The following is a 24,690-nucleotide window of genomic DNA, read 5'->3' as shown; positions in this document are numbered from 1 at the left end:
CTTTAGCTGAAGAACAGCTATTGACCGTTCACCTCTTCGCCTATGAAGGCGGTCGAAACTTTGGCGACATCTTCATCGAACTTGGCATGCGTCGTGCGGATGAGCTGATTGAATACGCCATCCGTCTCGCGGCGAAGCAGATTTAACGCTTTAGCGGTAATGCCGCCAGGCACGGCAACTCTTTCCTGAACCTCTGCTGGAGTCAGCCCGCCTTCGGTTAACAGCAGACCCGTGCCAAGCAGCATGGCGCTTGCTACCCGCAGAGCTTCCTCTCGTCCAATCCCTGTTTCTTCAACGGCTGCATCAACAAATTGCTCAAGCAGGAAGGAGATGAAGGCAGGGCCGCAGCTGGACAGATCCGATACGATACGCGTAAAGCTCTCATCTATTTGAAGTGGCTCGCTAATGTTGGACAACAAATGCTCAAGCTGCGTTTTGTCCTTCTCATCGATCCTCTTGCCGTATATGCAAAGTGATGCTCCGCTCCATACATAGTTCGTGATGCTCGGAATAACCTTTGCCACCTTGCAGTTTAATTCGCCCTCCAAATGGGATAGGAGTACAGGGCTTGTTATGGATACAACCATTTGGCTGGGACGAATGACTGGCTTCAGGTCATCTACGACCTTTTTAAACTCATGCGGCTTCACGCATAAAAAAATGATATCGCAGCCGCAGGCTGCTCCGGCATTCGTGTATTCGGCTCTCATGCCGGAATAACGGTTGGCCAATGCTTGCGCTTTTTCAAAGGTGCGGTTACTGACTGCAATTTGCGATGGCGATAATGCAGCCGATGCAATAAATGCTTCAATGAGCAGGCTTCCCATCGTGCCCGTTCCGATAAATCCGACATTCATGCTGAGCCCTCCTAAAGGTTTAGCGCGTGCATACCTTCATACCGATGATAGGGTTAAGGTTATGCGCGAGCAAATCCCGAGTCAAAATATTCGTATTCGTTTTGTTTGCTCTCTTACTTTATTCCATAGTACTTGTTCTATATGTCACTAAATACCAAACAATTTGTCGTTTGCAGAAAGGATGATCCAAATGAAGAGTCCCTTTATTGTTGTACCGAATAAACAGCTATTATTTGCCGTTATGTTTTTGATAACAGCTGTAATACTTCTTGCCTTCGCGCTCATGGAGCCAAAACGGGAAGCCGATCCCGAATGGGTGCCGCTCAATGCTGAAGTAGAATCGGCGCTAGCCTCGTTAGATCATTCTATTGAGGAAAGAGAATCGCCAGCAGCTGCGCCGCAAAATAAAGTTGAAAGCGCAAGCGCGAATACAGATGGAAAAACAGAAGAAAATACGGTAGATGAGATCGGAGAGGATAATGGGGAAGCTGCTTTGCATCAAGCCGAGGAGGGCAGCAAACTGGATATTAATCGTGCTACAGCCGCAGAGCTGGATGATTTAAAAGGAATTGGACCTGCGAAGGCGAAGGCGATTGTTCAGGATAGAGATCAGAATGGAAAATTCAACTCGGTGGATGATTTGCTCCGTGTCAAAGGAATCGGTGAGAAATTGCTGCAAGGTATTAAAGAGAGCATTGTAGCTCGTCCATAATTGTGAGAGAATGGAAGGAAGCGGCATGGAAATGATTCCGCTTCCATTATAGCTACAACCATTCATATCTCATTTTTGAAGGAGTCGAGAAAATGTCAGAACAACGCAAGCTTTCTCTTGATACGCTATCCGTCCACGGAGGCCAACAAATCGATCCGACTACGTTGTCGCGCGCGGTGCCTATCTACCAGACGACGTCTTACGGATTCAAAGATACGGATCATGCAGCAAATCTATTTTCACTGCAAGAGTTCGGTAACATTTATTCCAGAATTATGAACCCGACCTCGGACGTTTTTGAGAAACGTGTAGCTGAGCTTGAAGGTGCTCCGGCAGCTTTGGCAGTTGCATCTGGCCAATCGGCAATTACATATGCGATACTCAACATCGCTGGTGCAGGCGATGAAATCGTATCTGCAACAAGCCTTTATGGCGGAACGTTCAACCTTTTTTCGATAACGCTGGCTAAGCTTGGCATTACGGTAAGATTTGTTGATCCATCGGATCCGGAAAACTTCCGCGCTGCCATTAATGAGCGTACAAAAGCGGTTTATGCGGAGACGATCGGCAATCCGAAGGGCGATGTCATTCATTTAGAAGCCGTTGCTGCAATCGCGCACGAGAACGGCATTCCTTTTATCGTGGACAACACGTTCCCAAGCCCGTATTTGTGCAGACCGATCGAGCACGGCGCAGATATCGTTGTCCACTCTGCAACGAAGTTTATTGGCGGCCATGGCACGTCAATCGGCGGCGTCATCGTAGACGGCGGCAAATTCGACTGGAAAGCCAGCGGCAAATTCCCAGGCTTGACCGAGCCGGATCCAAGCTACAACGGCGTCGTGTACACAGATGCGGTTGGTCCTGTCGCTTATATCATTAAAGCACGCGTGCAATTGCTTCGTGATATGGGAGCGGCGATTTCACCTTTTAACTCCTTCTTGTTGCTGCAAGGCCTTGAGACGCTTCATCTTCGCATGGAACGCCATAGCTCGAACGCGCAAAAGGTAGCGGAGTTTCTGGAAGGGCATGAAGCGGTTGAGTGGGTAAACTACCCAGGACTTGCAAGCCATCCGTCGTATGAGCTCGCGCAAAAATATTTGCCTAAGGGCAAGGGCGCGATTTTGACATTCGGCATTAAAGGCGGCGTGGAAGCGGGCAAAAAAGTGATCAATTCCGTGGAGCTGTTCTCGCATTTGGCGAATGTCGGCGATTCGAAGTCGCTTATTATCCACCCGGCAAGCACGACTCACCTGCAGCTCTCTGAAGAGCAGCAAACGAATGCAGGCGTATCGCCTGGCATGATTCGTCTATCGATCGGTACAGAAGGCATTGAAGATATTTTGGCTGATCTTGCGCAAGCGATTGCGGCCAGCCAACAGATCTAATTCCCATTATTTTTTATAGCAGCCAGAACATCAGATGCAGCAGCTGAAAGGAAGTTGGTTTCATGAACACCCAAACTCAGGATGCCGTCCGTAAGGATTGGGACACTTATTTTATGGATATCGCTTATATGGTATCGACGCGCTCGCGTTGTCCGCGCAGACATGTTGGAGCCGTGCTCGTGCAAGGGAAAAAACTGCTTGGTACGGCGTATAACGGAGCGCCGATGGGCGTGCAGGACTGTCTAGAGGCAGGCTGCATGATTTCGGAGGAAGTTGAGATGAGAGTAGTCGACGGCCAGGAGCAGCCGTTCAAGAAGCAGCGCTGCATCCGTACGATCCATGCCGAGCAAAACCTGCTGCTGTTCACGGATCGTGCCGATCGCGAAGGCTCAACCGTCTACGTCACCGACCAGCCTTGCTGGACCTGCGCCAACATGCTTGCTAATAGCGGCGTCATAGAAATCGTCTATCACCGCAGCTATCCGAAGGATAGCGACAAGGTGAGCCATCTAATGAGGCAGAAGGGCATCATATTCCGCTGTTTGGATCATTTTGAACCACCTGCTCAGGCGCATATGGATGTGACTTCGTAGTTGTAGAGCCATTAAATAGGTAGTAGGGGAAGAACCTCTGATTGCATCTTCGGATGCGCCAGAGGTTCTTTTTTTTCGTTACCGGCAAGTTGCGATGAAGGAGAGATGGGGATGAACCGGCGGCCTTTAATTTGGTTTGTGATTTTCTGGGTATTTGGGAGCGCTGCGGCTGCGGGTTTGAACAGCCGCGGCGTTTTGCTTGCGGCGGGCGCTGCTGCGCTGCTGGCGCTTGCCGCGATGCTGTGCAGGCAGGCGCCTTGGCAGCTCGCGGCAGCCTGCGTCTTGGCAGTGGGCCTTGCCGCTGGGGAGAGGATGTGGGCGGATGCCCGCAATGTGACCGAGCTGCCGGCCCTGCTCGCCGCCGCAGAGGCGGATGGACCGCGGGCTGCGTATGCGGCGGAAGCGGTCGGCACGATTGTGTCGGCGGTAGAGGTCGACGGCGACCGGGCGATGTTTCGCGTGGAGGCGCAAAGCGTCCACGCGGAAGGGGGAGCGGCCGCGCGAGAGGTGCGCGAGCGGCTGCTTGTGCATGTGCGGCTGGATGCGCAGCCGCAGCAGTCGATCGCCGCGGCGTGGCAGCGCGGCGACATCGTGCGCCTCGCCGGCGAGCTGACGCGGCCGGCTGGCGCATCCAATAGCGGCGGCTTCGATTACCGCCGCTATCTCAGCAGCCAGAGAACCCACTGGCTGCTCAAAGTGCAGGGCACAGGCGCCGTCCGCGCGGCGCCTGGCCCCAAGTGGACCGCGGCCGCGCTGCTCGGCCGCGTCGACGCCGCGCGCGACTGGCTTGGCGCGCGTATGGACGCCCTGTACCCGTCCTCGCAGTCCGGGTACATGAAAGGTCTCGTCCTCGGAATCCGCGAGGACCTCGACCCAGAGCAGTTCCAGCAGTTTTCGCGGCTTGGACTCACGCATATACTGGCTATTTCCGGCCTCCATGTCGCCGTATTTATTTACGCGCTTGGCGGCTTGCTTCGGGCGGCGCGGATTAGCCGCGAGCGAATATTGCTTATTCTCATGCTGTCCGTCCCGCTATACGTGCTGCTCGCCGGCGCTTCGCCTTCGGTAAACCGCGCTGGACTTATGTCGGTGTTGGCTTTGCTGGCTGCCCGAATGGGGAAGCTCAAGGACGGCATGCATCTGCTGGCTGCCGCCGCGGTCATGATGCTCGCATTTGATCCTTTCCTGCTCGAGAATGTAAGCTTCCAGTTATCGTTTATTGTGACGCTCGGCTTAATAGTGGGCGTCAAGCCCGTGCGCCAAGCGCTGCCGCAATGGCAAAAGGGCAAGTGGCTGCTGGATTTGGCAGCCGTCACGCTGGTTGCCCAGCTCGTTTCCTTCCCTTTAACGGTCTATTATTTCAACCAGTTCCATGCGCTGTCGATGCTTGCTAATTTTGTGCTCGTTCCGTTCATAAGCTTTATTGTGATGCCGCTTGGCGCAGCCGCGCTGCTGCTAGGGATGATTTGGGATTCTGGCGGCAAGCTGCTCGCCTATGCCTCGCAATATGCGAATGATTGGACGTTTGCGCTTGTCGAGCAGTTAGCGGCGGTCGACTCGCTTCGATCAATTTGGGCAACCCCGCCGCTCTGGTGGGTAGCGTCTTGGCTCCTGCTGCTTGGCGCTTTATTTCAGGCCCTCAACCTTTGGAGCACGCAATCGGCTGATTTGCGTGCCGAAGCGATTGAGGCAATGGAGGCAACGGCACCCATAGGAGCAGCTTCTGCAATGAGGATGCCTCAGCCCAGTTATAAAGGGGTGAAGACATCTTTTTACTCATTGCTGATCCTTTCTATCTTCATGCTCTTCTATGCGTATAAACCGGATTTGATTAACAGAAAAGCTGCTGTAAGCTTTATCGACGTTGGTCAGGGCGATGCGATCCATATCCGAACGGCCAGCGGAAAACAAATATTGATTGACGGCGGGGGGACGCTTTCCTTTCGCAAGGAAGGCGAGGAGTGGCGAGAGCGCAGCGACCCTTTTGAAGTAGGGAAGAAGGTGCTTGTTCCTTTATTAATGAAAAGAGGCGTGCGCGCTATCGATATTCTAGTTATCTCGCATCTGGATAGCGATCATATCCGCGGCTTGCAGGCGGTACTCGATTCGATCCCGGTTCGCAGCATTTGGTGGAACGGTACCGTTAAAGAGGCTGAGGATGCACAGCTGCTGCTGAGAAAGGCGTTGGAGCTGCGAATTCCAATGTATAGCGTGCATGCTGGCCAGCAGTACAAAATCGACGAGCAGACGGAGGTCAGCATCTTGTGGCCGATTGCGAAAAAGGATTCTCTTGTACAGCAGGCAGAGGATCAGAACGAAAGCAGCGTCGTGATGAGCGTGCGGTTATACCACTCGACCTTCTTGTTTTCCGGCGATATTAATTCCGTAACGGAGCGGTCTATTATTCGTAATGAACAGAAGCGCTCTAATCGGGCCGCAGTGCAAAAAACGATAACGGTCATGAAGGCTGCGCATCATGGCAGTCGTTTTTCGACGGGGAAGGAATGGTTGGATTATTGGAGGCCGTTCGGATCAGTAGCATCGGCAGGAGCGTCAAATAGCTACGGGCACCCCCATCCGGATGTCTTATCCAGACTGGCAGTCGCCGGAGCGGTTATTTGGCGGACGGACAAGGATGGCGAGGTTCGTTTTACGGTAACGGCCAAAGGGCTGTATAATGCCACTATGCGCTAATTTAACTGAGGTTATCATGCTGCTATAATGGGAGTTAATCCATGTTTTAAGATGCTTTTGGTATATATTTATGAGAAATAGATCAAAGGTCCGCCTTCTTCATGCAGTATTCGATCACTTTCTATATACGAGGTACTAGAAATTTGGTATCCTTTGATGTGGAGTTTATTTCGCATTTTCGTTTTATCATTCTCGTATGCTACATTATTTTACCGTTGTTTGCTTGCGAAATGAACCATAAACGGTCCCGCAAGGGGACGATGTTATCCAATGGCAATTGTTACTAAAAAAAATATAGTAATATTTCAAACAAATCTGCAACTTTTACCGCAACCGGTTCGTCAGAATGGTTGCAAGAGAGGGGGATCCTTCGTGGTGGAGCCGGAGCTTATAAGAGCCGCTCAGTCGGGAGATCGCGACGCTTTAATTACTCTATTGCGAGAGATTGAAACGCATGTTTATCGGACAGCCTATTATATATTAAACAACGAACAAGATGCACTGGATGCTGCGCAGGAAGCGCTCATTCGCATCTATACGAAAATAGGCTCGTACGAAGAAAAAGCGCAGTTCAAAACATGGATTCAGCGTATTGTAACAAACATTTGCATTGACAAGTTTCGGAGAAATAAACCGACCGTCTCGATAGATGAGCATGACATGGTATTCCACGAGAAACAGAATGTGGAGGACGAGGTAATGTCTGCTTACGCTGTTAAAGACATTCAAGCCGCTATCGATAAGCTTCCTGAGCATCATCGCGCGGTTGTCGTCCTTCGGTACTTACAAGATTTCTCTTACAACGAAATCGCAGATTCGCTCGATTTGCCGCTCAACACGGTAAAATCTTATTTGTTCAGAGCTAGGCAGCAGCTGCAGACGTTACTCCATGATTATCAGAAAGGTGGTGTCCGGGGATGAATTGTCAAGAGGTGATGGAATTAATGCAAAGACAGCTAGACGACGATCTCGATGAAAGCGAGAAAGAAGTCTTGATGAGCCATACTAGACAGTGTCCGGACTGTGCAGCGATGTTCGAGCGGTTACAGCTGTTATCCGCCGAGCTTACCAGTTTACCCAAAGTTGTGCCGAGCTACAGCCTTGTAGACGCTATTATGCCCCAATTGGAGCGTATGGAGCTCTTTGGTCAGCCTGACTCGGATACTGAGCCTGCTCCTGCCGTACAAGCAGCAGAAGCGCTTCCTCGCCGCGCTAAGCGCGAACGGCGTTGGCCGTCCATACGCATAATGAGCGGAGTTATCGCGGCCGGTATTGTAGCAGGATTATTTCTTGTTACGTATAAGCCTGATTCTTCGCCGGATTTAAGCAGCACTGCTAAATTTTCTGCTAATGAATCCAGCAATGCCGCCGCCGATATGCAAGCGGATGTCCCGAAAGAATTATCGTTTAAAGGACCTAAATCCGACGATGCAGCCATGCCGGATGTGAGTACGGAAGGTTTAAGAAAGCAAGATATGATGGGCGATAAATCATTCGTAGAGAATAACGGTGATTCAAGCCAAAGCAATTCGAACTCCAGCGGAGGTTCGGGATCAAACACGGGGAGCATGCCATCCAAAGCGATTAAGCCGGGTGAAAGTTCTAACGGCAGCACTGATGGCGGATCAAATCCAACTCAAGGCATTGCCGGTGAGCAAAGCGGTGAATTCGGAATCACATCCCAAGATGCCGCCGTTGTTTCTCCTGATGGCAAATATAGCGGGGAAGTTGTTGGTTTTGGCATCAAATTGTATGCTGTATCCGACCAATCTCTATTGTTCGAGTCTCCACGCAAAAACGGCAAGCTGGCCAATTTGAGCTGGTCAGAGGACAGCTCGAAGCTGACCTATGAGGTTCAGGTGGAAAAGGGCGCAATCGAGAAATATGTGATTGACATTGCTACTTTTACAGAGCAGAAGGCGGCTCACTAATTTACAAGATAAGCTAAAACAAGCGTCAGCTGTTTTTGCCTACAAACATTCGCACACATTCATCCGCTTTTGCGTATAGTATTAGCAACGAGAGTGTCTGCGACGAAGCCTTAACGTCGTATGACCATCCGCAGGGCGGCACCATGGGCCTGCCTGCGAATGTTTATATAGATGTTCGGCAAAGGGATGAAGCCTAGAAACGGCTCATCCCTTTGTTGCCGTTTAAATGTACTTACTGGTAACGAGGTGAAGGTATGGATGCGAAGGAAGCTTTAAAGGAAATTAAGGGCGGCCGCTTTCGGCCTATCTATGTGCTATACGGGAAGGACCGCTACCGTCTCCAGCAGTTTATTAACGTTTTGACGGAAGCGATGTTCACGGCTGAGGAGCGCGAGCTTGGCATTGTCAAATTTGATACGGCGGAAACCTCGATAGATGAAGCCGTGCTTGAAGCGGAGACTTCGCCGTTTTTCGTGCAGCGCAAGCTTATATTGATACGGGATGCTACCGTGCTTTGTGCTGGAGGCAAAGAAGGGGGAAAGCTTGAGCATCGCCCTGAAAAGCTTATTCAATACATGGAGTACCCTTCAGAATCGTCGATTATCGTCATTTCCGTAAATGCCGAGAAGTTGGATGAGCGCCGGAAGCTCGTCAAGACATTAAAGGATCGGAATTCGCTAGTGCCATTTCCCGAGCTGGACGCCGCTCAGCTCAAGCAATGGATGATCAAGCGCGCTGCGGAGCAATATCGGACGATGACGGCAGATGCAGCGGATCTGCTGCTCTCGCGTGCGGGATCAAGTATGCAGCAGCTGTCGCAAGAGGTGGACAAGCTTTGTTTGCATGCGGGCGCTGGCGGCACCATTGATGTGGAAACCGCTGCGCTCCTAACAGCTGCAACCGTCGAGGAGGACGTGTTCGCCCTTGTGGACGCCATTGCCGAGCTTCGCATCGATCGTGCGATTCGATTGTACAGGGAGCTCCTCGTGCGACGTGAAGAGCCCATTAAGATCGCAGCGCTTATCGCAAGGCAATTAAGAATTATGCTGCAAATTAAAGAGCTGGAGCAGCATCACTATTCACCGCAGCAGATGGCCGGCCAATTAGGTTTGCATCCTTATGCGGTCAAGCTTGCTGCTGAGAAGAGCAGAAAGTTTCAGGTGGCAAGGCTTGGCAGGCTGCTTGCATCGCTTGCAGACCTTGATTACCAAATGAAAACAGGCGCTATCGACAAAACGTTGGGCCTAGAGCTTTATTTGCTTTCACTCGGCATGGAGAAAGGCGCGTAGCCTGACTCCAGTGCCGTTTTTTATTATCGGTTGAACGCTAACAAAAAAAAGCTTCACTGCTCGTAATGAGCGGCGAAGCTTCTTTTGAGTGCCAAACGAACTTCTAACGCCCTAGGGCGAAATTAGCCGTTTATGCAAGTATCATGCTTAGGCTTGAGCCGAAAGGGCATTAAGTCTTTTAGCAAGACGTGATTTTTTGCGGGAAGCCGCATTTTTATGAATCAGGCCTTTAGTTGCTGCTTTGTCCAATTTTTTCGTTGCAGCGATAAGAGCTGCTTTAGCAGCATCTACATCAGTGCCAGCGATAGCTTGGTCAGCAGATTTAACGGCCGAACGAAGTGCGGATTTTTGGGATGCATTCAAAGCACGACGCTTTTCACTTGTTTTAACGCGTTTAATCGCGGATTTAATGTTTGGCATGGAATTCACCTCCTAAACTGTTTACAACGGTTCATATACATAATAAACCTAGACAACACAACTTAAAATATATTATCATGCCGATGCCCAAAAAGCAATAGCAGTAAGTTTCCTGTTGCAACAGTTGCGAGTATGAAAAAAAACCATCTGCAAACAATAACCTTAGAACATGTGTATGAAGGGAGAATGAGCAGTGGAGAACGAGCTTGATCTGCAGAAATACAACGTAAGAACCGATTTGGCGCTTGAGGCCAAGGAGATGGCGGAGAGACCGAACGGCGGGCCAATACCAGGCATCCAATCGGAGACTACGGAAGATGACGGCATTACCATTACACAGCTTCAAGTCCAAAATGAGCAGGGCGCGCAGGCGATAGGCAAAATGCAGGGCAATTATGTGACCATCGAGGTGCCGGGACTGCGAAATGGCGATACAGGGCTGCAGGATCGTGTTGCTACGCAGTTTGCCAAACATTTTGAAGCTTTTTTGGAGAGGCTGTCCATCAATAAATCGGCGCGCGTTCTCATTGTCGGCTTAGGCAACTGGAATGTTACGCCTGACGCGCTAGGTCCGATCGTAGTCGAAAATGTAATGGTGACGCGTCATTATTTTGAGCTAATGCCTGATCAAGTCGCGCCCGGCTACCGGCCTGTTAGCGCGGTCGCGCCAGGCGTGCTCGGAATCACAGGAATCGAGTCGAGTGAAATTGTCCATGGGATCGTCGAGAAGACGAAACCGGATCTTGTTATAGCGGTCGATGCCCTTGCATCGAAAGCGGTGGAACGCGTGAACACGACGATCCAGATCGCGGATACAGGCATTCATCCAGGCTCGGGCATCGGGAACAAACGCAAGGGACTGACGCAGGAAATTTTAGGCGTGCCTGTTATTGCAATAGGCGTTCCAACGGTTGTCTACGCCTCGACGATTGTGAATAACACGCTTGAAATGATGAGCAGCCACTTTAAGCAGCAAAGCGCCAACTCGGATCAAATTATGGGGCTTGTCAATCAAATGGACGAGAACGAGCGCCTGCAGCTTGTCCGGGAAGTGCTGAGTCCGCTCGGGCATGATCTTTTGGTGACGCCAAAAGAAATTGACGAATTTATTGAGGATATCGCCAATATTATTGCGAGCGGCCTTAACGCGTCGCTGCACGAGGCTGTCGATTCGAGTAATGTAGCGGCTTATACGCATTAAGCTTTAGCTTTTTATATCTGAAGTTTGGAGCTGTCTATTAAGGCGATTAGCCTTTTAGGACAGCTCCTTTTTGCGCGTCGGAATGGCTGCAGCCAAGTCTAGTAGACGAGGTCTATTGATCAACGAGCCAACTCTATTACATACATGCATTCACATTTAATAGGTTCTATGAACTCTATTACTCTCATAGTTTAGTAGTAACAAAAGCCACTGGCGCGAAGAAGCGGAGGTATCAAAGCTAATGAAACGAAGGATCATGCTGCTGGATATCGGGAAAGAAAGTAAACGAATGAGACAATTGCTGGTGACGGGACGTACGTTCGCGTTGCTCTCTTTTTGCTCCATGCTGTTTTTTGTCGTGCTGGGCGTTGCGGGAATGGCGCATAAGCAAACGACGGCTTCACCGGTTAATTCGATGAAGGGATTCGCTGCTGCCGTATCCAGCGGATTTTTTGGGGATATGCTAGAGATGGAGATGCCTGCTTTTCAAAGCAGCAAGGAAACCGAATCTTTTACGACCAAGCAGCTAAGCGCATTTCTAATGAGGGCTCTGACGGATATTAATCCGAACGATCCAAAGAGCCTGCTCGCAGGCGAGCTGCCGGGCATGAGCGCGAATGACGCTTTTCTTATACGCAAAGGCATTGGCACGGATACGGATATTGGACCTGAGGACAATGCGCCGATTACCTACGATCCGCTGGAAGGGCTTCACGAAGGGACCGGGACCGATGTAACAGGCGAGCCAACGGATGAACCGGCTGGACAGCCAACTCCTACGGATGAGCCTGATCAGCCAGATGATAGCGGCACGCCGATTAAACCAACAACGGGCGGCGCGAAGGTTGCCTTTATTTATCACTCCCATAACCGGGAATCTTGGTATCCCGTGCTGACGGATAAATCAAAGGACCCAAGCTCCAATACAAAAAACATTACGCTAGTCGGCAAGCGGCTTGCGCAGAAGCTGGAGGAGAAAGGCGTCGGGGCGCAGCATTCCAATACGGACTATCCGTCAACCATCAAAGATTTCAAATATTATTTATCCTATAAATATTCGATGAAAACGGTGAAGGAAGCGATCGCGAGCAGCAAGGATTTGAAGTTTTTCTTCGATCTTCACCGCGATTCCCAGAAACGAAAGTATACGACGATTGATATTGAAGGCAAAAGCTACGCTCAGGTTTATTTTATCATCGGGCATAAAAACCCAAACTGGGAGAAAAACGAAGCGTTCGCAACCAAAATACATGATGCGCTTGATAAAAAATATCCAGGCATCTCACGCGGCATTTGGGGCAAGACAGCCGCATCCGGAAATGCGGAATACAATCAATCGCTTGCAGCAGACAGCGTCCTAATCGAGGTAGGCGGCGTTGATAACACGCTGGAGGAATCCTATCGCACAGCCGATGCACTTGCGGAAGTCATTTCGGAGATCTATTGGGCGGAGGAGAAGGCTTCAACGAGCAAGGGCGACGCGAGCTAACGAGCGAACAGCTTAATAAAGAGAGGAACGGTGAACCTATGAAACGGAATACGCTAAAATGGACGGTGCTCGGCGGCGCCATCGCGATTATCGTCATGTACGGGATTGATATGTCCTCATCGGGCATTGAGCGTATTTACGGTCCGATGGAAGGCGGGAGCGAATATACGGACGTCGTGCAGCCTGTAGAAACGACGGACCCGGCAAAAGAGCTGGCGAACGCCCAGCAGCAAAAAATTGCCCAGCTTGAGAAGGAGCTTGAAGAGCTGAAGCGGATGGCAGCGAAGGGGGCAGAATACTCGAACGAATATGACGAAGGCAAGCTTACGGAGAATGAAAGGCTGCCGGGCGTGCCCCTCCAGAACGATCAACCGGCAGTGAACCGGATCGCCGATTCAACCTCTGGATTGCTGCAAAATATGTCTAGCGAAGGCATTCGAATGGTCGTTTCGATATTCGACGGCTTAACCAAGTGATAATGAACATTGCTGGTCTTCTCCTTAACTGATATAATAGGAGGAATGATTAGCATTATTGGAAATTGTGGGGGTTAGGCATGACTGACGTACGTGACCGACAAAAAAGAATTAGAAATTTTTCCATTATCGCGCATATAGACCACGGGAAATCAACGCTTGCTGACCGGATCTTGGAATTTACCGGCGCTTTGTCATCTCGCGAGATGCAAGAGCAGGTTCTTGACCAAATGGATTTGGAGCGGGAACGCGGAATAACGATTAAGCTGCAAGCGGTTCGTTTGGCTTATAAGGCAGATGATGGCGTGGAGTATATACTGAATTTGATCGATACGCCTGGACACGTCGACTTTACATACGAGGTTTCACGCTCACTCGCAGCATGTGAAGGCGCTTTGCTCGTAGTGGACGCTGCGCAAGGTATCGAGGCACAGACGCTTGCCAACGTATATTTGGCGCTCGACAACAATTTGGAGATCGTGCCTGTTATCAACAAAATCGATTTGCCAAGCGCTGAGCCAGAACGGGTGAAGCAGGAAATCGAGGATGTGATCGGACTTGATGCGAGCGATGCGGTTCTTGCATCGGCAAAAGCCGGTATCGGCATTAAAGAAATTCTTGAGCAGGTAGTAGCCAAGATGCCATCGCCGATTGGCGATCCGGACGAGCCGCTTAAAGCGCTTATTTTCGATTCCCATTACGATCCTTACAAAGGCGTTATCGTCTATGTGCGAGTAGTGGACGGAAGCATCAAAGCAGGCCAAAAAATCCGGTTTATGGCTACGGGTGCAGAGTTTGAGGTAATTGAGGTTGGAGCCTTTATGCCGCGCATGTCGATTGTGAAGGAGCTCGCGGTTGGCGATGTTGGTTTCGTCGTAGCGGGAATCAAAAACGTGAAGGATACACGCGTCGGCGACACGGTTACTGATGCGAAGCGGCCGTCGCCTGAGCGTCTGCCGGGCTACCGCCAGATCAATCCAATGGTATTTTGCGGCCTTTATCCGATCGAGACGCAGGACTATAACGACTTGCGCGAGGCGCTTGAGAAGCTAGAGCTCAATGATGCATCGCTCAGATATGAGCCGGAATCCTCGACAGCACTAGGCTTTGGCTTCCGCTGCGGATTCCTAGGCTTGCTGCATATGGAAATTATTCAAGAGCGCATCGAACGGGAATTCAACATTCCGCTCATTACGACTGCGCCAAGCGTTATCTACAAAGTAACGCTAACGAATGGCGACTCGATGGAGATCGATAATCCATCGAACTATCCGGAAGCTGGCAAGCTTGACTTTGTCGAAGAGCCATTCGTAAAAGCAGCGATTATTGTACCGAACGACTACGTCGGCGCGATTATGGAACTTTGCCAGAACAAGCGCGGCGAATTCGTTAACATGGAATATTTGGACACGAATCGCGTTACGCTTACGTACAACGTGCCGCTATCGGAAATCGTTTACGATTTCTTCGACCAGCTCAAATCGAGCACGAAGGGTTATGCTTCGTTCGATTATGAGGTAATCGGCTATCGCAGATCCAATTTGGTCAAAATGGACATTAATCTTAACAACGAGCAGGTTGATGCCTTGTCGGTTATCGTTCACCGTGACCGTGCGTACCAGCGCGGCAAAGTGATTTGCGAGAAGCTGAAAGAGCTGATACCGCGTCAAATGTTCGAGGTGCCGATTCAGGCATCTATCGGCAACAAGGTTATTTCTCGTGAGACGGTTAAAGCGATGCGCAAAAACGTTCTTGCCAAATGCTACGGCGGTGACATTAGCCGGAAGCGTAAGCTGCTTGAGAAGCAGAAGGAAGGCAAGAAGCGGATGAAGCAGGTAGGTAGTGTAGAGGTGCCGCAGGAAGCGTTCATGGCGGTGCTCAAAATCGGCGAGGATTAAGACGTACGAGGATGAGGGAGGGCGCTGCTCTCCCTCTTTCCTGTTGATAGTGACTGGAATTACGATTATATTTTCAATGCGAAACGTAAGGCCGCGCAAGATCGGTTTCAGCCGTTTGCGCTTGAAGGAGAATGCTAACGATGACTATAACGCAATCACCGCGCGCTTTATATATACACATCCCATTTTGTACGAACAAATGCCACTATTGCGATTTCACCTCTTATGTATTGAAGGGGCAGCCGGTCGACCAGTACCTGGATGCGCTAGAGATGGAAATGCAGCGGACGGTTGAACAGTGGCCGCCCGAACAGATCGATACCGTATTTGTTGGGGGCGGTACGCCAACCGTACTCACTCCGCCGCAGATGGAAAGATTTTTGAAGGCGGTTCGGACTTATTTTCCGCTTGCGCCAAATGTAGAGTTCACGATGGAAGCCAATCCGGGAACAACGGATATTGATAAGCTGACCGCGATGAAGGAAGGCGGCGTAAATCGAATCAGCTTCGGGGTGCAGTCCTTTGACAACGGCTTGCTGGAGCGGATCGGCCGTATTCACAACGTGGACGATGTTTATCGCAGCATCGAAAATGCGCGCGCGGTCGGTTTCACCAACCTTTCCATTGACCTAATGTTCGGCCTGCCTGGCCAGACGGTAGAGCTGCTCAGAGACAGCGTTAGCCGTGCGATGGAGCTTGGTTTGCCCCATTACTCCATATACAGTCTCAAGGTTGAAGAAAATACGCTGTTCCATAAGCTCTACGAACGCAATGAGCTGCCTCTGCCTCCGGAAGAAGAAGAGTTTAATATGTTCATTCTGCTAATGGACATGCTGAGAGAGAACGGCTATGCGCACTATGAAATTAGCAATTTCGCCAAGCCGGGTTATGAAAGCCGCCACAATTCCACCTACTGGCGCAATGAGCCGTATTACGGCTTAGGAGCGGGAGCGCACGGCTATGCAGATCGCATGCGCCATGTTAACTTGAAGGGGATTACGCCTTATATCGAGGCTGCGGCGCAGAAGCTTCCTCGCCTTGAAACGCTTGAGGTGCCTGAAGCGGAGGCGATGGAGGATTTAATGATGGTGGGTCTCAGACTGCTAGAAGGCGTGCCGGCATCCCGCTTCTCCAATCAGTTCCCAGGACAAACGCTTGAGGGCAAGTTCGGCGATATTATAAATAAATTAATGAATGACGGCCTGCTAGAGTCGGAGAAAACCGAGGAGGATACGATTTACCGTCTGACGGATAAAGGTGTGCTTCTCGGGAACGAAGTGTTCGGTGCTTTTATCGGATAAAAACGGCTAAAATCCTCTTGAGAAAAAATTCAATCTAGTGTATATTTATTCATATTGAATTTGAACTTGCACCGGGTGGAGGCGAAGGCACAAATGCAGGCATTGCAGGTCGTATGTAGAAAAGCGACATCAGGCGATATCGAGACATTGTTTCAATTAATTAAAGGTTATGCCGAGAAAGGCATTATGCTGCCTCGCACTCGGGAAGCGCTCGAATATATGATAGATACATTCGTCGTCGCGGAGATTGGGGACGAGGTTGTCGGATGCGGTTCCCTTACAAGACTGGGCAAGGATTTAGTAGAGATTCGGTCGCTGGGCATGTCTGAGGGGTACAAAGGCGTCGGAATCGGAAGCAAGCTGGTGGACGCTTTGATCGAACAGGCAAGAGAACAGCAGATTCCGAAAATTATGGCTTTGACGTACGCCGTTTCCTTTTTTGAGAAAAATGGCTTCAAGGTTGTAGACAAAGAAATTTTCCCCGAAAAAGTATGGAAAGATTGCGTCAATTGTCCGAAGCAGCTTGCCTGCGATGAAATAGCCGTATTAAAGATGCTGTTCTAAATCGAGTGCAAATGAAGCAATCCGAGCGATTCTGCTTGAAAAATAAAACCACTATCCCTTAGCGCTTGTATGCGGCTAATGGGAAAGTGGTTTTTTGCAGCGATAGGCCAAAAGGTACTTTGTCCGAACTCGTTGATAGTAATGTCATGCGTTTTGGTATATAGTCAAGATAGATGTTTATTGTCATATAGAGGAGAAATAAAAAATGAGCCAAAAAAAAGATCAAATCGTAGCGGTAGAAGATAAGCTGAAGCATGTCACAACGGTGCTGCTGAAGAAATGGGCGGGATTAAGCGGATTTTACGGATTTAAAGCAATGGAATTTGACGAGGTATTCGCTTTGCTAAACACGAACGGTTGGAAAGTAACTATAGATGACTCTGTTTCTCCGAATCGAATCGTTGAACTGTATCAAGGCGCTAACCGGGTTAGAAGAGAGAAATTTGCAGTCGACGAAGCAGGAAGAGTGCATAAAGTATAATGAGACGTTTATAAAATAGGCGACAAAAATGCCGAACCGACTTGACAATCGACAAGCTGGTTTGGTATTTTTGTAGTAATGATTAGCACTCGATTGTATTGAGTGCTAACGATGGTAAACCGAAATAACGGATTTAACATTTACGTAGGGGGAATTCGAATGCTGACGGAACGACAACGGATGATTTTGCATGCAATTGTGGATGATTATATTCGCTCGGCTGAACCGGTCGGCTCACGCAGTATTTCGAAGCGCGGCGACGTTGGCTTCAGTCCGGCTACCATTCGCAACGAAATGGCGGATCTTGAGGAGCTTGGCTTCCTAGAGCAGCCGCATACGTCAGCAGGGCGTGTCCCGTCCACGAAAGGCTACCGTTATTATGTCGACCATTTAGTAAAGCTTAACGAAGTGGATGAGAACGACATTGGCATGGTCCGCTCTTTCGTTACGGACAAAATGAACCAAATGGAGCAGGTCATTCAGCAAACCGCCATGATCCTCTCCAATTTGACCAATTATACATCCATTTTGCTTGGACCGGAAATGTTCAGTACGTCACTTAAACATTTTGGACTAGTGCCGCTGGACCAAACCTCGGCAGTTGCCATTATCGTGACGAACACCGGGCATGTTGAGAATCGGACGATTTCAATTCCAGAGGGCCTCAAAATGGAGGATATGGAAAAGGTCGTTAACATTTTGAACACGAGGCTTGTTGGCGTTCCGCTAATTCGCCTAAGGTCGAAGCTTTACACCGAAGTTGGGCAAGAGCTTGAGCGGCATGTTGATCATTATGAACAGCTGCTTCAGGTGCTGGACCATGCGCTGCAGAACGAGGATGAGCATCGCATATTTCTTGGCGGTACGACAAATATGCTGACGCAGCCTGAGTTTAAGGACGTTGACAAAGTTAAGACGATTTTGGATTTACTTGATGAGACACCAGCCATTATGAAAATGTTTACCGGCCTTCCGTCAGGTATACAAGTACGTATCGGGACAGAAAATGACCATAAGGCAATTAGCGATTGCAGTCTAATCACAGCAACCTATGCCATTGATGGCCAATCGCTGGGAACGATCGGCATTCTAGGACCTACACGAATGGAATACGGCAAAGTCATTAGTCTTTTGGATATTATATCCAAGGATATGGCGGTTCTTCTAAGCCGCTGGTATAAATAGTGTTTATACCGAAGCTTACGATGCCAAGTTTACTTCGTAAACTTTTAAGGAGGTGATTGCATGAGTACGAAAGAACAACATAATGAAGCAGTTGAGGCTGCAGAAGAAGTAGTATCTGCTGAGCAATCAGAACAGGCTTTCGAGGAAACGGCAAATGAGGAAACTCAGGAAGATGCGCGTTATGCGGAGCTTGTGAAGCAAGCGGAAGAGAACCAGCAGCGATACCTACGGGCGCAAGCGGATTTCGACAATTTCCGCCGCCGCACGTTGAAGGAAAAGGAAGAACTAGGACAATACGCATCGATGAAGCTGATCGGTCAGCTTTTGCCGGTTGTAGATAATTTTGAACGCGCAGTTGCTGCGGCATCGGTTAACGGTGATTTTGAATCGCTCGCAAAGGGCGTGGATATGATCTTCCGCCAGCTGGAGCAGACGCTCGAGCAGGAAGGCCTTAAAGCAATGAACGTTGTTGGTGAGCCGTTTAACCCTGATTTCCACCAAGCCATTATGCAGGTTGAATCCGACGAGCATGAGGAAGGCATTATTGTGGAGGAAGTACAGAAGGGCTATATCTTGAAAGATAAAGTCTTGCGTCCAGCCATGGTTAAAGTTAGCGGCTAACGCTTATGACTTCACTAATAGATTTGAATACAAAAAGCTTTATTTTGCGTAAAAATACAAATGAATGTAGGAGGAACTATAGCTATGAGTAAAGTAATTGGTATTGACCTTGGTACAACAAACTCTTGCGTAGCAGTAATGGAGGGCGGCGAAGCAGTCGTTATCCCGAATCCAGAAGGCAACCGTACAACCCCTTCGGTTGTAGGCTTTAAGAAAGACGGCGAGCGTGTCGTCGGTGAAACGGCAAAACGCCAAGCGATCACGAATCCAGATCGTACTATCAGCTCGATCAAACGCCACATCGGTACGAACCACAAAGAAAAAATCGATGACAAAGATTATACGCCGCAAGAAATTTCAGCAATCATTTTGCAAAAATTGAAAGCTGATGCGGAAGCTTACCTAGGTCAAACGGTAACCCAAGCGGTTATTACCGTTCCTGCATACTTCAATGACAGCCAGCGCCAAGCAACAAAAGATGCTGGTAAAATCGCTGGTCTTGAAGTGCTTCGTATCGTGAATGAGCCGACTGCTGCTGCACTTGCATACGGCCTTGAGAAAACAGAAGACCAAACGATTCTTGTTTATGACCTTGGCGGCGGTACGTTTGACGTTTCCATTCTTGAGCTTGGCGACGGCTTCTTTGAAGTTAAAGCAACAAGCGGCGACAACAAGCTGGGCGGCGATGACTTCGACCAAGTGATCATCGACCACCTCGTTGCTGAATTCAAAAAAGACCAAGGCATTGACCTCTCCAAAGATAAAGCAGCGGTTCAACGTTTGAAAGATGCTGCTGAGAAAGCGAAAAAAGAGCTTTCCGGTACATTGACATCCGCGATCTCGCTTCCGTTTATTACGATGGTTGACGGCGTTCCACAGCATTTGGAGCTAAGCCTAACTCGCGCGAAATTTGAAGAGCTTGCTGCTGGACTGGTTGAGCGTACGCTTGGACCTACTCGTCAAGCGCTTAGCGATGCTGGCATGTCTTCCAGCGATATCGATAAAGTTGTACTAGTAGGCGGATCTACGCGTATTCCTGCGGTACAAGAAGCGGTTAAAAAATTGATCGGCAAAGATCCGCACAAAGGCGTTAACCCGGATGAGGTTGTTGCTCTTGGCGCTGCCGTACAAGCGGGCGTTCTTACTGGCGATGTGAAAGACGTTGTATTGCTAGACGTTACTCCATTGTCGCTTGGTATCGAGACAGCAGGCGGCGTGTTCACAAAAATGATCGACCGCAACACGACGATTCCTACAAGCAAATCCCAAGTGTATTCGACTTATGCGGACAATCAGCCGGGCGTTGAAATTCACGTCTTGCAAGGTGAGCGCTCGATGGCTGCCGGCAACAAAACGCTAGGCCGTTTCACATTGAACGATATTCCTCTTGCTCCACGCGGCGTGCCTCAAATCGAAGTTACTTTCGACATCGATGCGAACGGTATCGTTAACGTATCCGCGCTTGACAAAGGAACAGGCAAAAGCCAAAAAATTACGATTACATCTTCAAGCGGCTTGAGTGAAGATGAAATCAACCAAATGATGAAGGATGCTGAGCTTAACGCTGAAGAAGATCGCAAGCGCCGTGATCTCGTTGAAGCAAAAAACAGCGCTGACCAACTAGTCTACTCCGTTGACAAAACGATTAAAGATCTTGGCGATAAAGTTGATGCTTCCGAAATCGAAAAAGCGAACGTTGCGAAAGAAAAAGTTACAGCAGCGCTTGCTACTGACGATCTTGAGCAAATCAACGCAGCCGCAGCTGAGCTGACTGAAATCGTGCAACAGCTTTCCGTGAAGCTTTACGAGCAAGCGGCGCAAGGAGCTGAAGGCGCGGGTCCGGATGCGGGCGCTGGCGCAGCAAAAGGAAAAGACAATGTAGTAGACGCGGATTACGAAGTTGTTGACGATAATAAATAAAGTGTAGCGAGCGAGAGGTCAAAGACAGGCGCTACCTGGCTTTGACCTCCTTTCGCGCGCATAGGCACATGGAATCATAGGATAGATAGCGGAGGTGAGAACAGGTGGCAGACAAACGCGATTTTTATGAAGTGCTAGGTGTAGGCAAGGATGCATCGGCAGAGGATATTAAAAAGTCATACCGTAAGCTTGCACGTCAATATCATCCCGATGTGAACAAAGCTGCGGATGCAGAGACGAAGTTCAAGGAAGTTAAGGAAGCTTATGACGTACTAAGCGATGACGGCAAACGCTCGACTTATGACCGGTTCGGCCATGTTGATCCAAATCAAGGCATGGGCGGAGGAGGCGGCGCGGATTTTGGCGGCGGCTTCGGCGATATTTTCGATATGTTTTTTGGCGGTGGCGGCGGACGTCGCGATCCGAACGCGCCTCAGCGCGGTAACGATCTGCAGTATACGATGACGGTCGAGTTCAAGGAAGCGGTATTCGGCAAAGAAACGGAAATTACGATTCCGCGCACGGAGACCTGTGATACCTGTCACGGCGACGGTGCGAAGCCGGGTACTAAACCGGAAACCTGTTCGGTATGTAAGGGCAGCGGGCAGCAGGAGGTTGTACAGAATACGCCGTTTGGCCGTATGGTCAACCGCCGTGCTTGTACGAATTGCAGCGGCACAGGCCGCGTGATTAAAGACAAATGTACAACATGCCACGGCGCGGGCAAAGTGAAGCGCCAGCGCAAAATCAATATTCGCATCCCAGCCGGTGTAGATGACGGCGCTCAAATCCGGATGACGGGCGAGGGCGAAGGCGGTCTGCGCGGCGGTCCTGCGGGCGATTTGTATATTGTCATTCGCGTGAAATCCCATGAGTTTTTCGAACGCGAAGGCGACGATATTTATTGCGAGGTACCGCTTACGTTCGTACAGGCGGCGCTTGGGGATGAGATCGAGATTCCTACGCTAACGGAGAAAGTGAAGCTGAAAGTACCGGCAGGCACGCAAACGGGCACTTACTTTAGGCTTAAGGGCAAGGGCGTTCCTAAATTGCGCGGTTACGGTCAAGGCGACCAGCACGTGAAGGTGACGATCGTAACGCCAACGAGCTTGACGGACGATCAGAAGGATCTTCTTCGCCAATTTGGCGGGCTGAGCGGCGATGCCGTAACGAATGATCATGAGCATCATGAATCTATATTTGATAAAATGAAAAAGGCGTTCCGCGGTGAATAACCCGGCACGCCTTTTTTTTTCTTTTTATGGCTGTATAGATTTTGGTGGACAAACATATTCTATTCGGGAAGGAAAACCATACATCAACAAACAACCGGAGGGAATTAAACGATGACTGATCAAAACAACTTGGAGAAACAAAACTTTGGCAACCAGCCTGTAGGGAAAAACGAGGATGTTGAATTTTCCGAAGAGCTTGCTGACGAAGCTGATCGCAAAGCAGCGCAGCGCGCAGCAGCAGCCGATGAGCGCAACGAGCAGGAATAATGAGCCAAATCGAAATCCAAGCAACGTTTAATGGCGAGGGTGCAGCCCTTGAAGCGTCGCGCAAGCTGCAAGCGCTCCGTGCGATTGAAGTGAACGGATTATTCGATAACGGTCTGCTGAAAGCAACCGTAGATGAAGCTGTCGCTGAGCGAGCACTTCATTTAATTCAGCAAATAGGCGGAAATGTGAATACGACGAGCTTTTAACCAAAAGAGACTGCGGGCCCAAAGGCCTGCAGTCTCTTTTGCTTGACCTATTCTGTATGCATGTATCTGTAACGTATTCAAGCATTAATGCGGCAATAGGTCGTTTGCGTCATTTTTTTGTGCAAAGGTGCTACTCTGGTGTACAATAGATGTTAGGTTTTTACTAGCGAAACGTTTGTCTAGCCGACTGAAGTCGGCGATGGCCGTTTACGATTGGCATTGGAGGATAATACATATGAAATGGCATGAAATTACGATCTCAACAACTGAAGAGGCGCAAGAGATGATATCGAACTTTTTGCATGAACTCGGAGCTGGCGGCGTATCCATTGAAGAATCGGGTACACTCAGCAAGCAGCGCGATACATCGCTTGGACAATGGTATGAGCTGCCGCTTAACGATATACCAGAAGGCCAAGCCATCATTAAGGGTTATTTTGGCGAAGATACGAATACGGATGAGCTTATCGCATCGCTTAAGCCTCGCATTGAGGAGCTTCGCGAATTTGATATCGATCCGGGCAGCGTAGAGTATTCGGCGCTTGTCGTAGATGAAGAGGACTGGGCAACGGCGTGGAAACAGTACTTTAAGCCGCTCCGTGTCTCGGATAAGCTGACGATTAAGCCAACTTGGGAAGTGTATGAGGCAGGCCCTGACGAACGGATTATTGAGCTTGATCCAGGCATGGCCTTCGGCACGGGTACCCATCCAACGACTGCGCTGTGCTTGCAGACGCTGGAATCTGTCATTAAAGGCGGAGAAGAAATTATCGATGTCGGCACAGGCTCAGGCATCCTTGCAATCGGAGCTTGCCGACTTGGAGCGAAAAGCGTGCTTGCGCTTGACCTTGACCCGATTGCCGTAACCAGCGCAACGGAGAACGTAAAGCTTAATGATCTATCCGATCAGGTTGAAGTACGCTTAAGCGACTTGCTTGGCGTAATCAAGGGCGCTGACGCCGGACAAGAAGCAACGGCTGTGACTGTACCGGTCGATTTGGTAGTTGCGAATATTTTGGCGGAAATCATCCTGCTGTTTGTAGATGATGTGTACGCAGCGCTGAAGCCTAACGGCATTTATATCGCATCAGGCGTATATAAGAACAAGGAAACCGATGTAGAAGAGGGCCTAATCCGCTCTGGCTTTGAGATTTTAGAGAAACGCCGCGATGAGGAATGGATCGCATTCGTAGCGAGAAAGCCGCAGGTGGGTTAATGGACTTACAAAGCTTTTTGCGATTTCCGCTTGAAGATTTGCCATTTATCGTATTGGCATTAATTATTGCGTTTACGGTGCATGAGTTCGCTCATGCATACAGCGCTTATAAATTTGGCGACGACACCGCGTATAACGCGGGAAGAGTTACGCTTAATCCGCGCGTGCATTTAGACGTGCTTGGAACGCTCCTTATTCTGATCGCCGGTTTTGGATGGGCAAAGCCGGTTCCGGTTAATCCGAGCAAGTTCAGCAGTCCAAGAATCATGAGCATTATCGTGACGCTTGTTGGCCCGCTAAGCAATTTGATTATCGGTACGCTTGGCATTATCATATATGTTGCACTTATCGCCTCCGGCGTTCTAGACAGTGCTTCCGTTGGCGTCAGCGCGGCGGTAGACCGGTTTTTTGATTATTTTATTTGGTATAACTTTCTTTTGTTTATTTTCAACTTAATTCCGCTGCCGCCGCTGGACGGCTACCGGATTATTGCCGATCTATTGCCGCTAAGGCTTCGGTACAAAATGGATCAAAATGTGCAGTGGGGAATGTTCATCTTTTTGTTGATTGTGTTTATCCCGCCGCTGCGCAGCGTTACGCTTGATCCGATATTAGGATTAGGCGCTGATTTAATGAACAACACCTTCGCATGGGTTTACCAGATCTTCTTTTAAAAAGCCATGGATGATTGGCAACGGTTTCTGATAGATTTCATGAATATAAACATGCTATTATGAAGGATGGAA

24 protein-coding genes are annotated in these 24,690 nt (G+C 49.5%); 22 read left to right on the top strand and 2 right to left on the bottom strand.

Features of this window, described 5'->3' with window-relative positions:
• Nucleotides 1-17 precede the first annotated feature (17 nt).
• Complete coding sequence (gene comER / locus A7975_RS31625) at nucleotides 18-857, bottom strand: late competence protein ComER (RefSeq protein ID WP_053376854.1); 840 nt, start codon at nucleotides 855-857, stop codon at nucleotides 18-20.
• A 190-nt stretch (nucleotides 858-1,047) separates the two neighbouring features.
• On the opposite strand from comER, the gene A7975_RS31620 reads away from it, so the two are divergent.
• The 7 genes from A7975_RS31620 to holA all read left to right on the top strand — a co-directional run bounded on the left by A7975_RS31620 (nucleotide 1,048) and on the right by holA (nucleotide 9,464).
• A complete protein-coding gene (locus tag A7975_RS31620) occupies nucleotides 1,048-1,569 on the top strand; it encodes a ComEA family DNA-binding protein (RefSeq protein WP_065387775.1) in 522 nt (173 codons plus the stop codon).
• A 92-nt stretch (nucleotides 1,570-1,661) separates the two neighbouring features.
• Entirely contained in the window at nucleotides 1,662-2,957 is a 1,296-nt protein-coding gene (locus tag A7975_RS31615; RefSeq protein WP_053376853.1) for a homocysteine synthase, read from the top strand.
• A gap of 62 nt (nucleotides 2,958-3,019) precedes the next feature.
• A complete protein-coding gene (locus A7975_RS31610; RefSeq protein WP_053376852.1) occupies nucleotides 3,020-3,550 on the top strand; it encodes a deoxycytidylate deaminase in 531 nt (176 codons plus the stop codon).
• Nucleotides 3,551-3,661: 111 nt separating this feature from the next.
• Nucleotides 3,662-6,244, top strand: a complete 2,583-nt coding sequence (locus A7975_RS31605; protein WP_065387774.1) for a DNA internalization-related competence protein ComEC/Rec2 — start codon at nucleotides 3,662-3,664, stop codon at nucleotides 6,242-6,244.
• Nucleotides 6,245-6,616: 372 nt separating this feature from the next.
• Entirely contained in the window at nucleotides 6,617-7,165 is a 549-nt protein-coding gene (locus A7975_RS31600; RefSeq protein ID WP_053376850.1) for an RNA polymerase sigma factor, read from the top strand.
• Nucleotides 7,162-8,175, top strand: a complete 1,014-nt coding sequence (locus A7975_RS31595) for an anti-sigma factor family protein (RefSeq protein ID WP_065387773.1) — start codon at nucleotides 7,162-7,164, stop codon at nucleotides 8,173-8,175. The genes A7975_RS31600 and A7975_RS31595 overlap by 4 nt, the downstream gene beginning before the upstream one ends.
• A 254-nt stretch (nucleotides 8,176-8,429) precedes the next feature.
• On the top strand, nucleotides 8,430-9,464 hold the full coding sequence (gene holA / locus A7975_RS31590) for a DNA polymerase III subunit delta (RefSeq protein WP_065387772.1): 1,035 nt from the start codon (nucleotides 8,430-8,432) through the stop codon (nucleotides 9,462-9,464).
• A 147-nt stretch (nucleotides 9,465-9,611) separates the two neighbouring features.
• On the opposite strand, the gene rpsT is transcribed toward holA, so the two are convergent.
• Nucleotides 9,612-9,884, bottom strand: a complete 273-nt coding sequence (gene rpsT, locus A7975_RS31585) for a 30S ribosomal protein S20 (protein ID WP_053376847.1) — start codon at nucleotides 9,882-9,884, stop codon at nucleotides 9,612-9,614.
• Nucleotides 9,885-10,143: 259 nt separating this feature from the next.
• Between rpsT and gpr the strand changes: the two genes are divergently transcribed.
• The 15 genes from gpr to A7975_RS31510 all read left to right on the top strand — a co-directional run bounded on the left by gpr (nucleotide 10,144) and on the right by A7975_RS31510 (nucleotide 24,618).
• On the top strand, nucleotides 10,144-11,085 hold the full coding sequence (gene gpr / locus A7975_RS31580) for a GPR endopeptidase (RefSeq protein ID WP_053377871.1): 942 nt from the start codon (nucleotides 10,144-10,146) through the stop codon (nucleotides 11,083-11,085).
• A 241-nt stretch (nucleotides 11,086-11,326) separates the two neighbouring features.
• Nucleotides 11,327-12,574 carry a stage II sporulation protein P gene (gene spoIIP, locus A7975_RS31575; RefSeq protein WP_053376846.1) on the top strand — a complete coding sequence of 416 codons (1,248 nt, stop codon included), beginning with the start codon at nucleotides 11,327-11,329 and terminating at the stop codon, nucleotides 12,572-12,574.
• Nucleotides 12,529-13,050 (top strand): THO complex subunit 5, encoded by a 522-nt coding sequence (locus A7975_RS31570; RefSeq protein WP_065387771.1) that lies wholly within the window; start codon nucleotides 12,529-12,531, stop codon nucleotides 13,048-13,050. Before spoIIP ends, A7975_RS31570 begins: the two co-directional genes overlap by 46 nt.
• Nucleotides 13,051-13,130: 80 nt before the next feature.
• A complete protein-coding gene (gene lepA, locus A7975_RS31565; RefSeq protein ID WP_065387770.1) occupies nucleotides 13,131-14,948 on the top strand; it encodes a translation elongation factor 4 in 1,818 nt (605 codons plus the stop codon).
• Between the two features lie 140 nt (nucleotides 14,949-15,088).
• Complete coding sequence (hemW, locus tag A7975_RS31560) at nucleotides 15,089-16,249, top strand: radical SAM family heme chaperone HemW (protein WP_442950634.1); 1,161 nt, start codon at nucleotides 15,089-15,091, stop codon at nucleotides 16,247-16,249.
• 93 nt (nucleotides 16,250-16,342) lie between these two features.
• On the top strand, nucleotides 16,343-16,813 hold the full coding sequence (locus tag A7975_RS31555; RefSeq protein WP_053376842.1) for an N-acetyltransferase: 471 nt from the start codon (nucleotides 16,343-16,345) through the stop codon (nucleotides 16,811-16,813).
• Between the two features lie 205 nt (nucleotides 16,814-17,018).
• Nucleotides 17,019-17,294 (top strand): hypothetical protein, encoded by a 276-nt coding sequence (locus A7975_RS31550; protein WP_053376841.1) that lies wholly within the window; start codon nucleotides 17,019-17,021, stop codon nucleotides 17,292-17,294.
• A 159-nt stretch (nucleotides 17,295-17,453) separates the two neighbouring features.
• Nucleotides 17,454-18,479 carry a heat-inducible transcriptional repressor HrcA gene (gene hrcA / locus A7975_RS31545; protein WP_053376840.1) on the top strand — a complete coding sequence of 342 codons (1,026 nt, stop codon included), beginning with the start codon at nucleotides 17,454-17,456 and terminating at the stop codon, nucleotides 18,477-18,479.
• 60 nt (nucleotides 18,480-18,539) lie between these two features.
• On the top strand, nucleotides 18,540-19,100 hold the full coding sequence (gene grpE / locus A7975_RS31540; protein ID WP_065387769.1) for a nucleotide exchange factor GrpE: 561 nt from the start codon (nucleotides 18,540-18,542) through the stop codon (nucleotides 19,098-19,100).
• An 84-nt stretch (nucleotides 19,101-19,184) separates the two neighbouring features.
• Nucleotides 19,185-21,020, top strand: a complete 1,836-nt coding sequence (gene dnaK / locus A7975_RS31535) for a molecular chaperone DnaK (RefSeq protein WP_053376838.1) — start codon at nucleotides 19,185-19,187, stop codon at nucleotides 21,018-21,020.
• 104 nt (nucleotides 21,021-21,124) lie between these two features.
• Entirely contained in the window at nucleotides 21,125-22,255 is a 1,131-nt protein-coding gene (gene dnaJ, locus A7975_RS31530) for a molecular chaperone DnaJ (RefSeq protein ID WP_053376837.1), read from the top strand.
• A gap of 111 nt (nucleotides 22,256-22,366) precedes the next feature.
• Nucleotides 22,367-22,522, top strand: coding sequence for a YfhD family protein (locus A7975_RS31525; protein ID WP_065387768.1), 156 nt, complete (start codon nucleotides 22,367-22,369; stop codon nucleotides 22,520-22,522).
• On the top strand, nucleotides 22,522-22,728 hold the full coding sequence (locus A7975_RS31520; protein ID WP_065387767.1) for a hypothetical protein: 207 nt from the start codon (nucleotides 22,522-22,524) through the stop codon (nucleotides 22,726-22,728). Before A7975_RS31525 ends, A7975_RS31520 begins: the two co-directional genes overlap by 1 nt.
• A gap of 235 nt (nucleotides 22,729-22,963) precedes the next feature.
• Entirely contained in the window at nucleotides 22,964-23,944 is a 981-nt protein-coding gene (gene prmA, locus A7975_RS31515) for a 50S ribosomal protein L11 methyltransferase (RefSeq protein ID WP_065387766.1), read from the top strand.
• Nucleotides 23,944-24,618, top strand: coding sequence for a site-2 protease family protein (locus A7975_RS31510; protein WP_065387765.1), 675 nt, complete (start codon nucleotides 23,944-23,946; stop codon nucleotides 24,616-24,618). Before prmA ends, A7975_RS31510 begins: the two co-directional genes overlap by 1 nt.
• Nucleotides 24,619-24,690: the final 72 nt, after the last annotated feature.

The sequence above is a fragment of the Bacillus sp. FJAT-26390 genome (genome assembly GCF_001682865.1).
GTDB lineage: Bacteria > Bacillota > Bacilli > Paenibacillales > Paenibacillaceae > Pristimantibacillus.
The sequence above is the reverse complement of the archived record's forward strand: the minus strand, read 5'-3'. Positions and strand labels throughout refer to the sequence as shown.

Coding starts and splice junctions, on each gene's coding strand:
- comER (WP_053376854.1), bottom strand. CDS start 857: ATGAATGTCGGATTTATCGGAACGGGCACGATGGGAAGCCTGCTCATT.
- A7975_RS31620 (WP_065387775.1), top strand. CDS start 1,048: ATGAAGAGTCCCTTTATTGTTGTACCGAATAAACAGCTATTATTTGCC.
- A7975_RS31615 (WP_053376853.1), top strand. CDS start 1,662: ATGTCAGAACAACGCAAGCTTTCTCTTGATACGCTATCCGTCCACGGA.
- A7975_RS31610 (WP_053376852.1), top strand. CDS start 3,020: ATGAACACCCAAACTCAGGATGCCGTCCGTAAGGATTGGGACACTTAT.
- A7975_RS31605 (WP_065387774.1), top strand. CDS start 3,662: ATGAACCGGCGGCCTTTAATTTGGTTTGTGATTTTCTGGGTATTTGGG.
- A7975_RS31595 (WP_065387773.1), top strand. CDS start 7,162: ATGAATTGTCAAGAGGTGATGGAATTAATGCAAAGACAGCTAGACGAC.
- holA (WP_065387772.1), top strand. CDS start 8,430: ATGGATGCGAAGGAAGCTTTAAAGGAAATTAAGGGCGGCCGCTTTCGG.
- rpsT (WP_053376847.1), bottom strand. CDS start 9,884: ATGCCAAACATTAAATCCGCGATTAAACGCGTTAAAACAAGTGAAAAG.
- gpr (WP_053377871.1), top strand. CDS start 10,144: ATGGCGGAGAGACCGAACGGCGGGCCAATACCAGGCATCCAATCGGAG.
- spoIIP (WP_053376846.1), top strand. CDS start 11,327: ATGAAACGAAGGATCATGCTGCTGGATATCGGGAAAGAAAGTAAACGA.
- lepA (WP_065387770.1), top strand. CDS start 13,131: ATGACTGACGTACGTGACCGACAAAAAAGAATTAGAAATTTTTCCATT.
- hemW (WP_442950634.1), top strand. CDS start 15,089: ATGACTATAACGCAATCACCGCGCGCTTTATATATACACATCCCATTT.
- A7975_RS31555 (WP_053376842.1), top strand. CDS start 16,343: ATGCAGGCATTGCAGGTCGTATGTAGAAAAGCGACATCAGGCGATATC.
- A7975_RS31550 (WP_053376841.1), top strand. CDS start 17,019: ATGAGCCAAAAAAAAGATCAAATCGTAGCGGTAGAAGATAAGCTGAAG.
- hrcA (WP_053376840.1), top strand. CDS start 17,454: ATGCTGACGGAACGACAACGGATGATTTTGCATGCAATTGTGGATGAT.
- grpE (WP_065387769.1), top strand. CDS start 18,540: ATGAGTACGAAAGAACAACATAATGAAGCAGTTGAGGCTGCAGAAGAA.
- dnaK (WP_053376838.1), top strand. CDS start 19,185: ATGAGTAAAGTAATTGGTATTGACCTTGGTACAACAAACTCTTGCGTA.
- A7975_RS31525 (WP_065387768.1), top strand. CDS start 22,367: ATGACTGATCAAAACAACTTGGAGAAACAAAACTTTGGCAACCAGCCT.
- A7975_RS31520 (WP_065387767.1), top strand. CDS start 22,522: ATGAGCCAAATCGAAATCCAAGCAACGTTTAATGGCGAGGGTGCAGCC.
- prmA (WP_065387766.1), top strand. CDS start 22,964: ATGAAATGGCATGAAATTACGATCTCAACAACTGAAGAGGCGCAAGAG.
- A7975_RS31510 (WP_065387765.1), top strand. CDS start 23,944: ATGGACTTACAAAGCTTTTTGCGATTTCCGCTTGAAGATTTGCCATTT.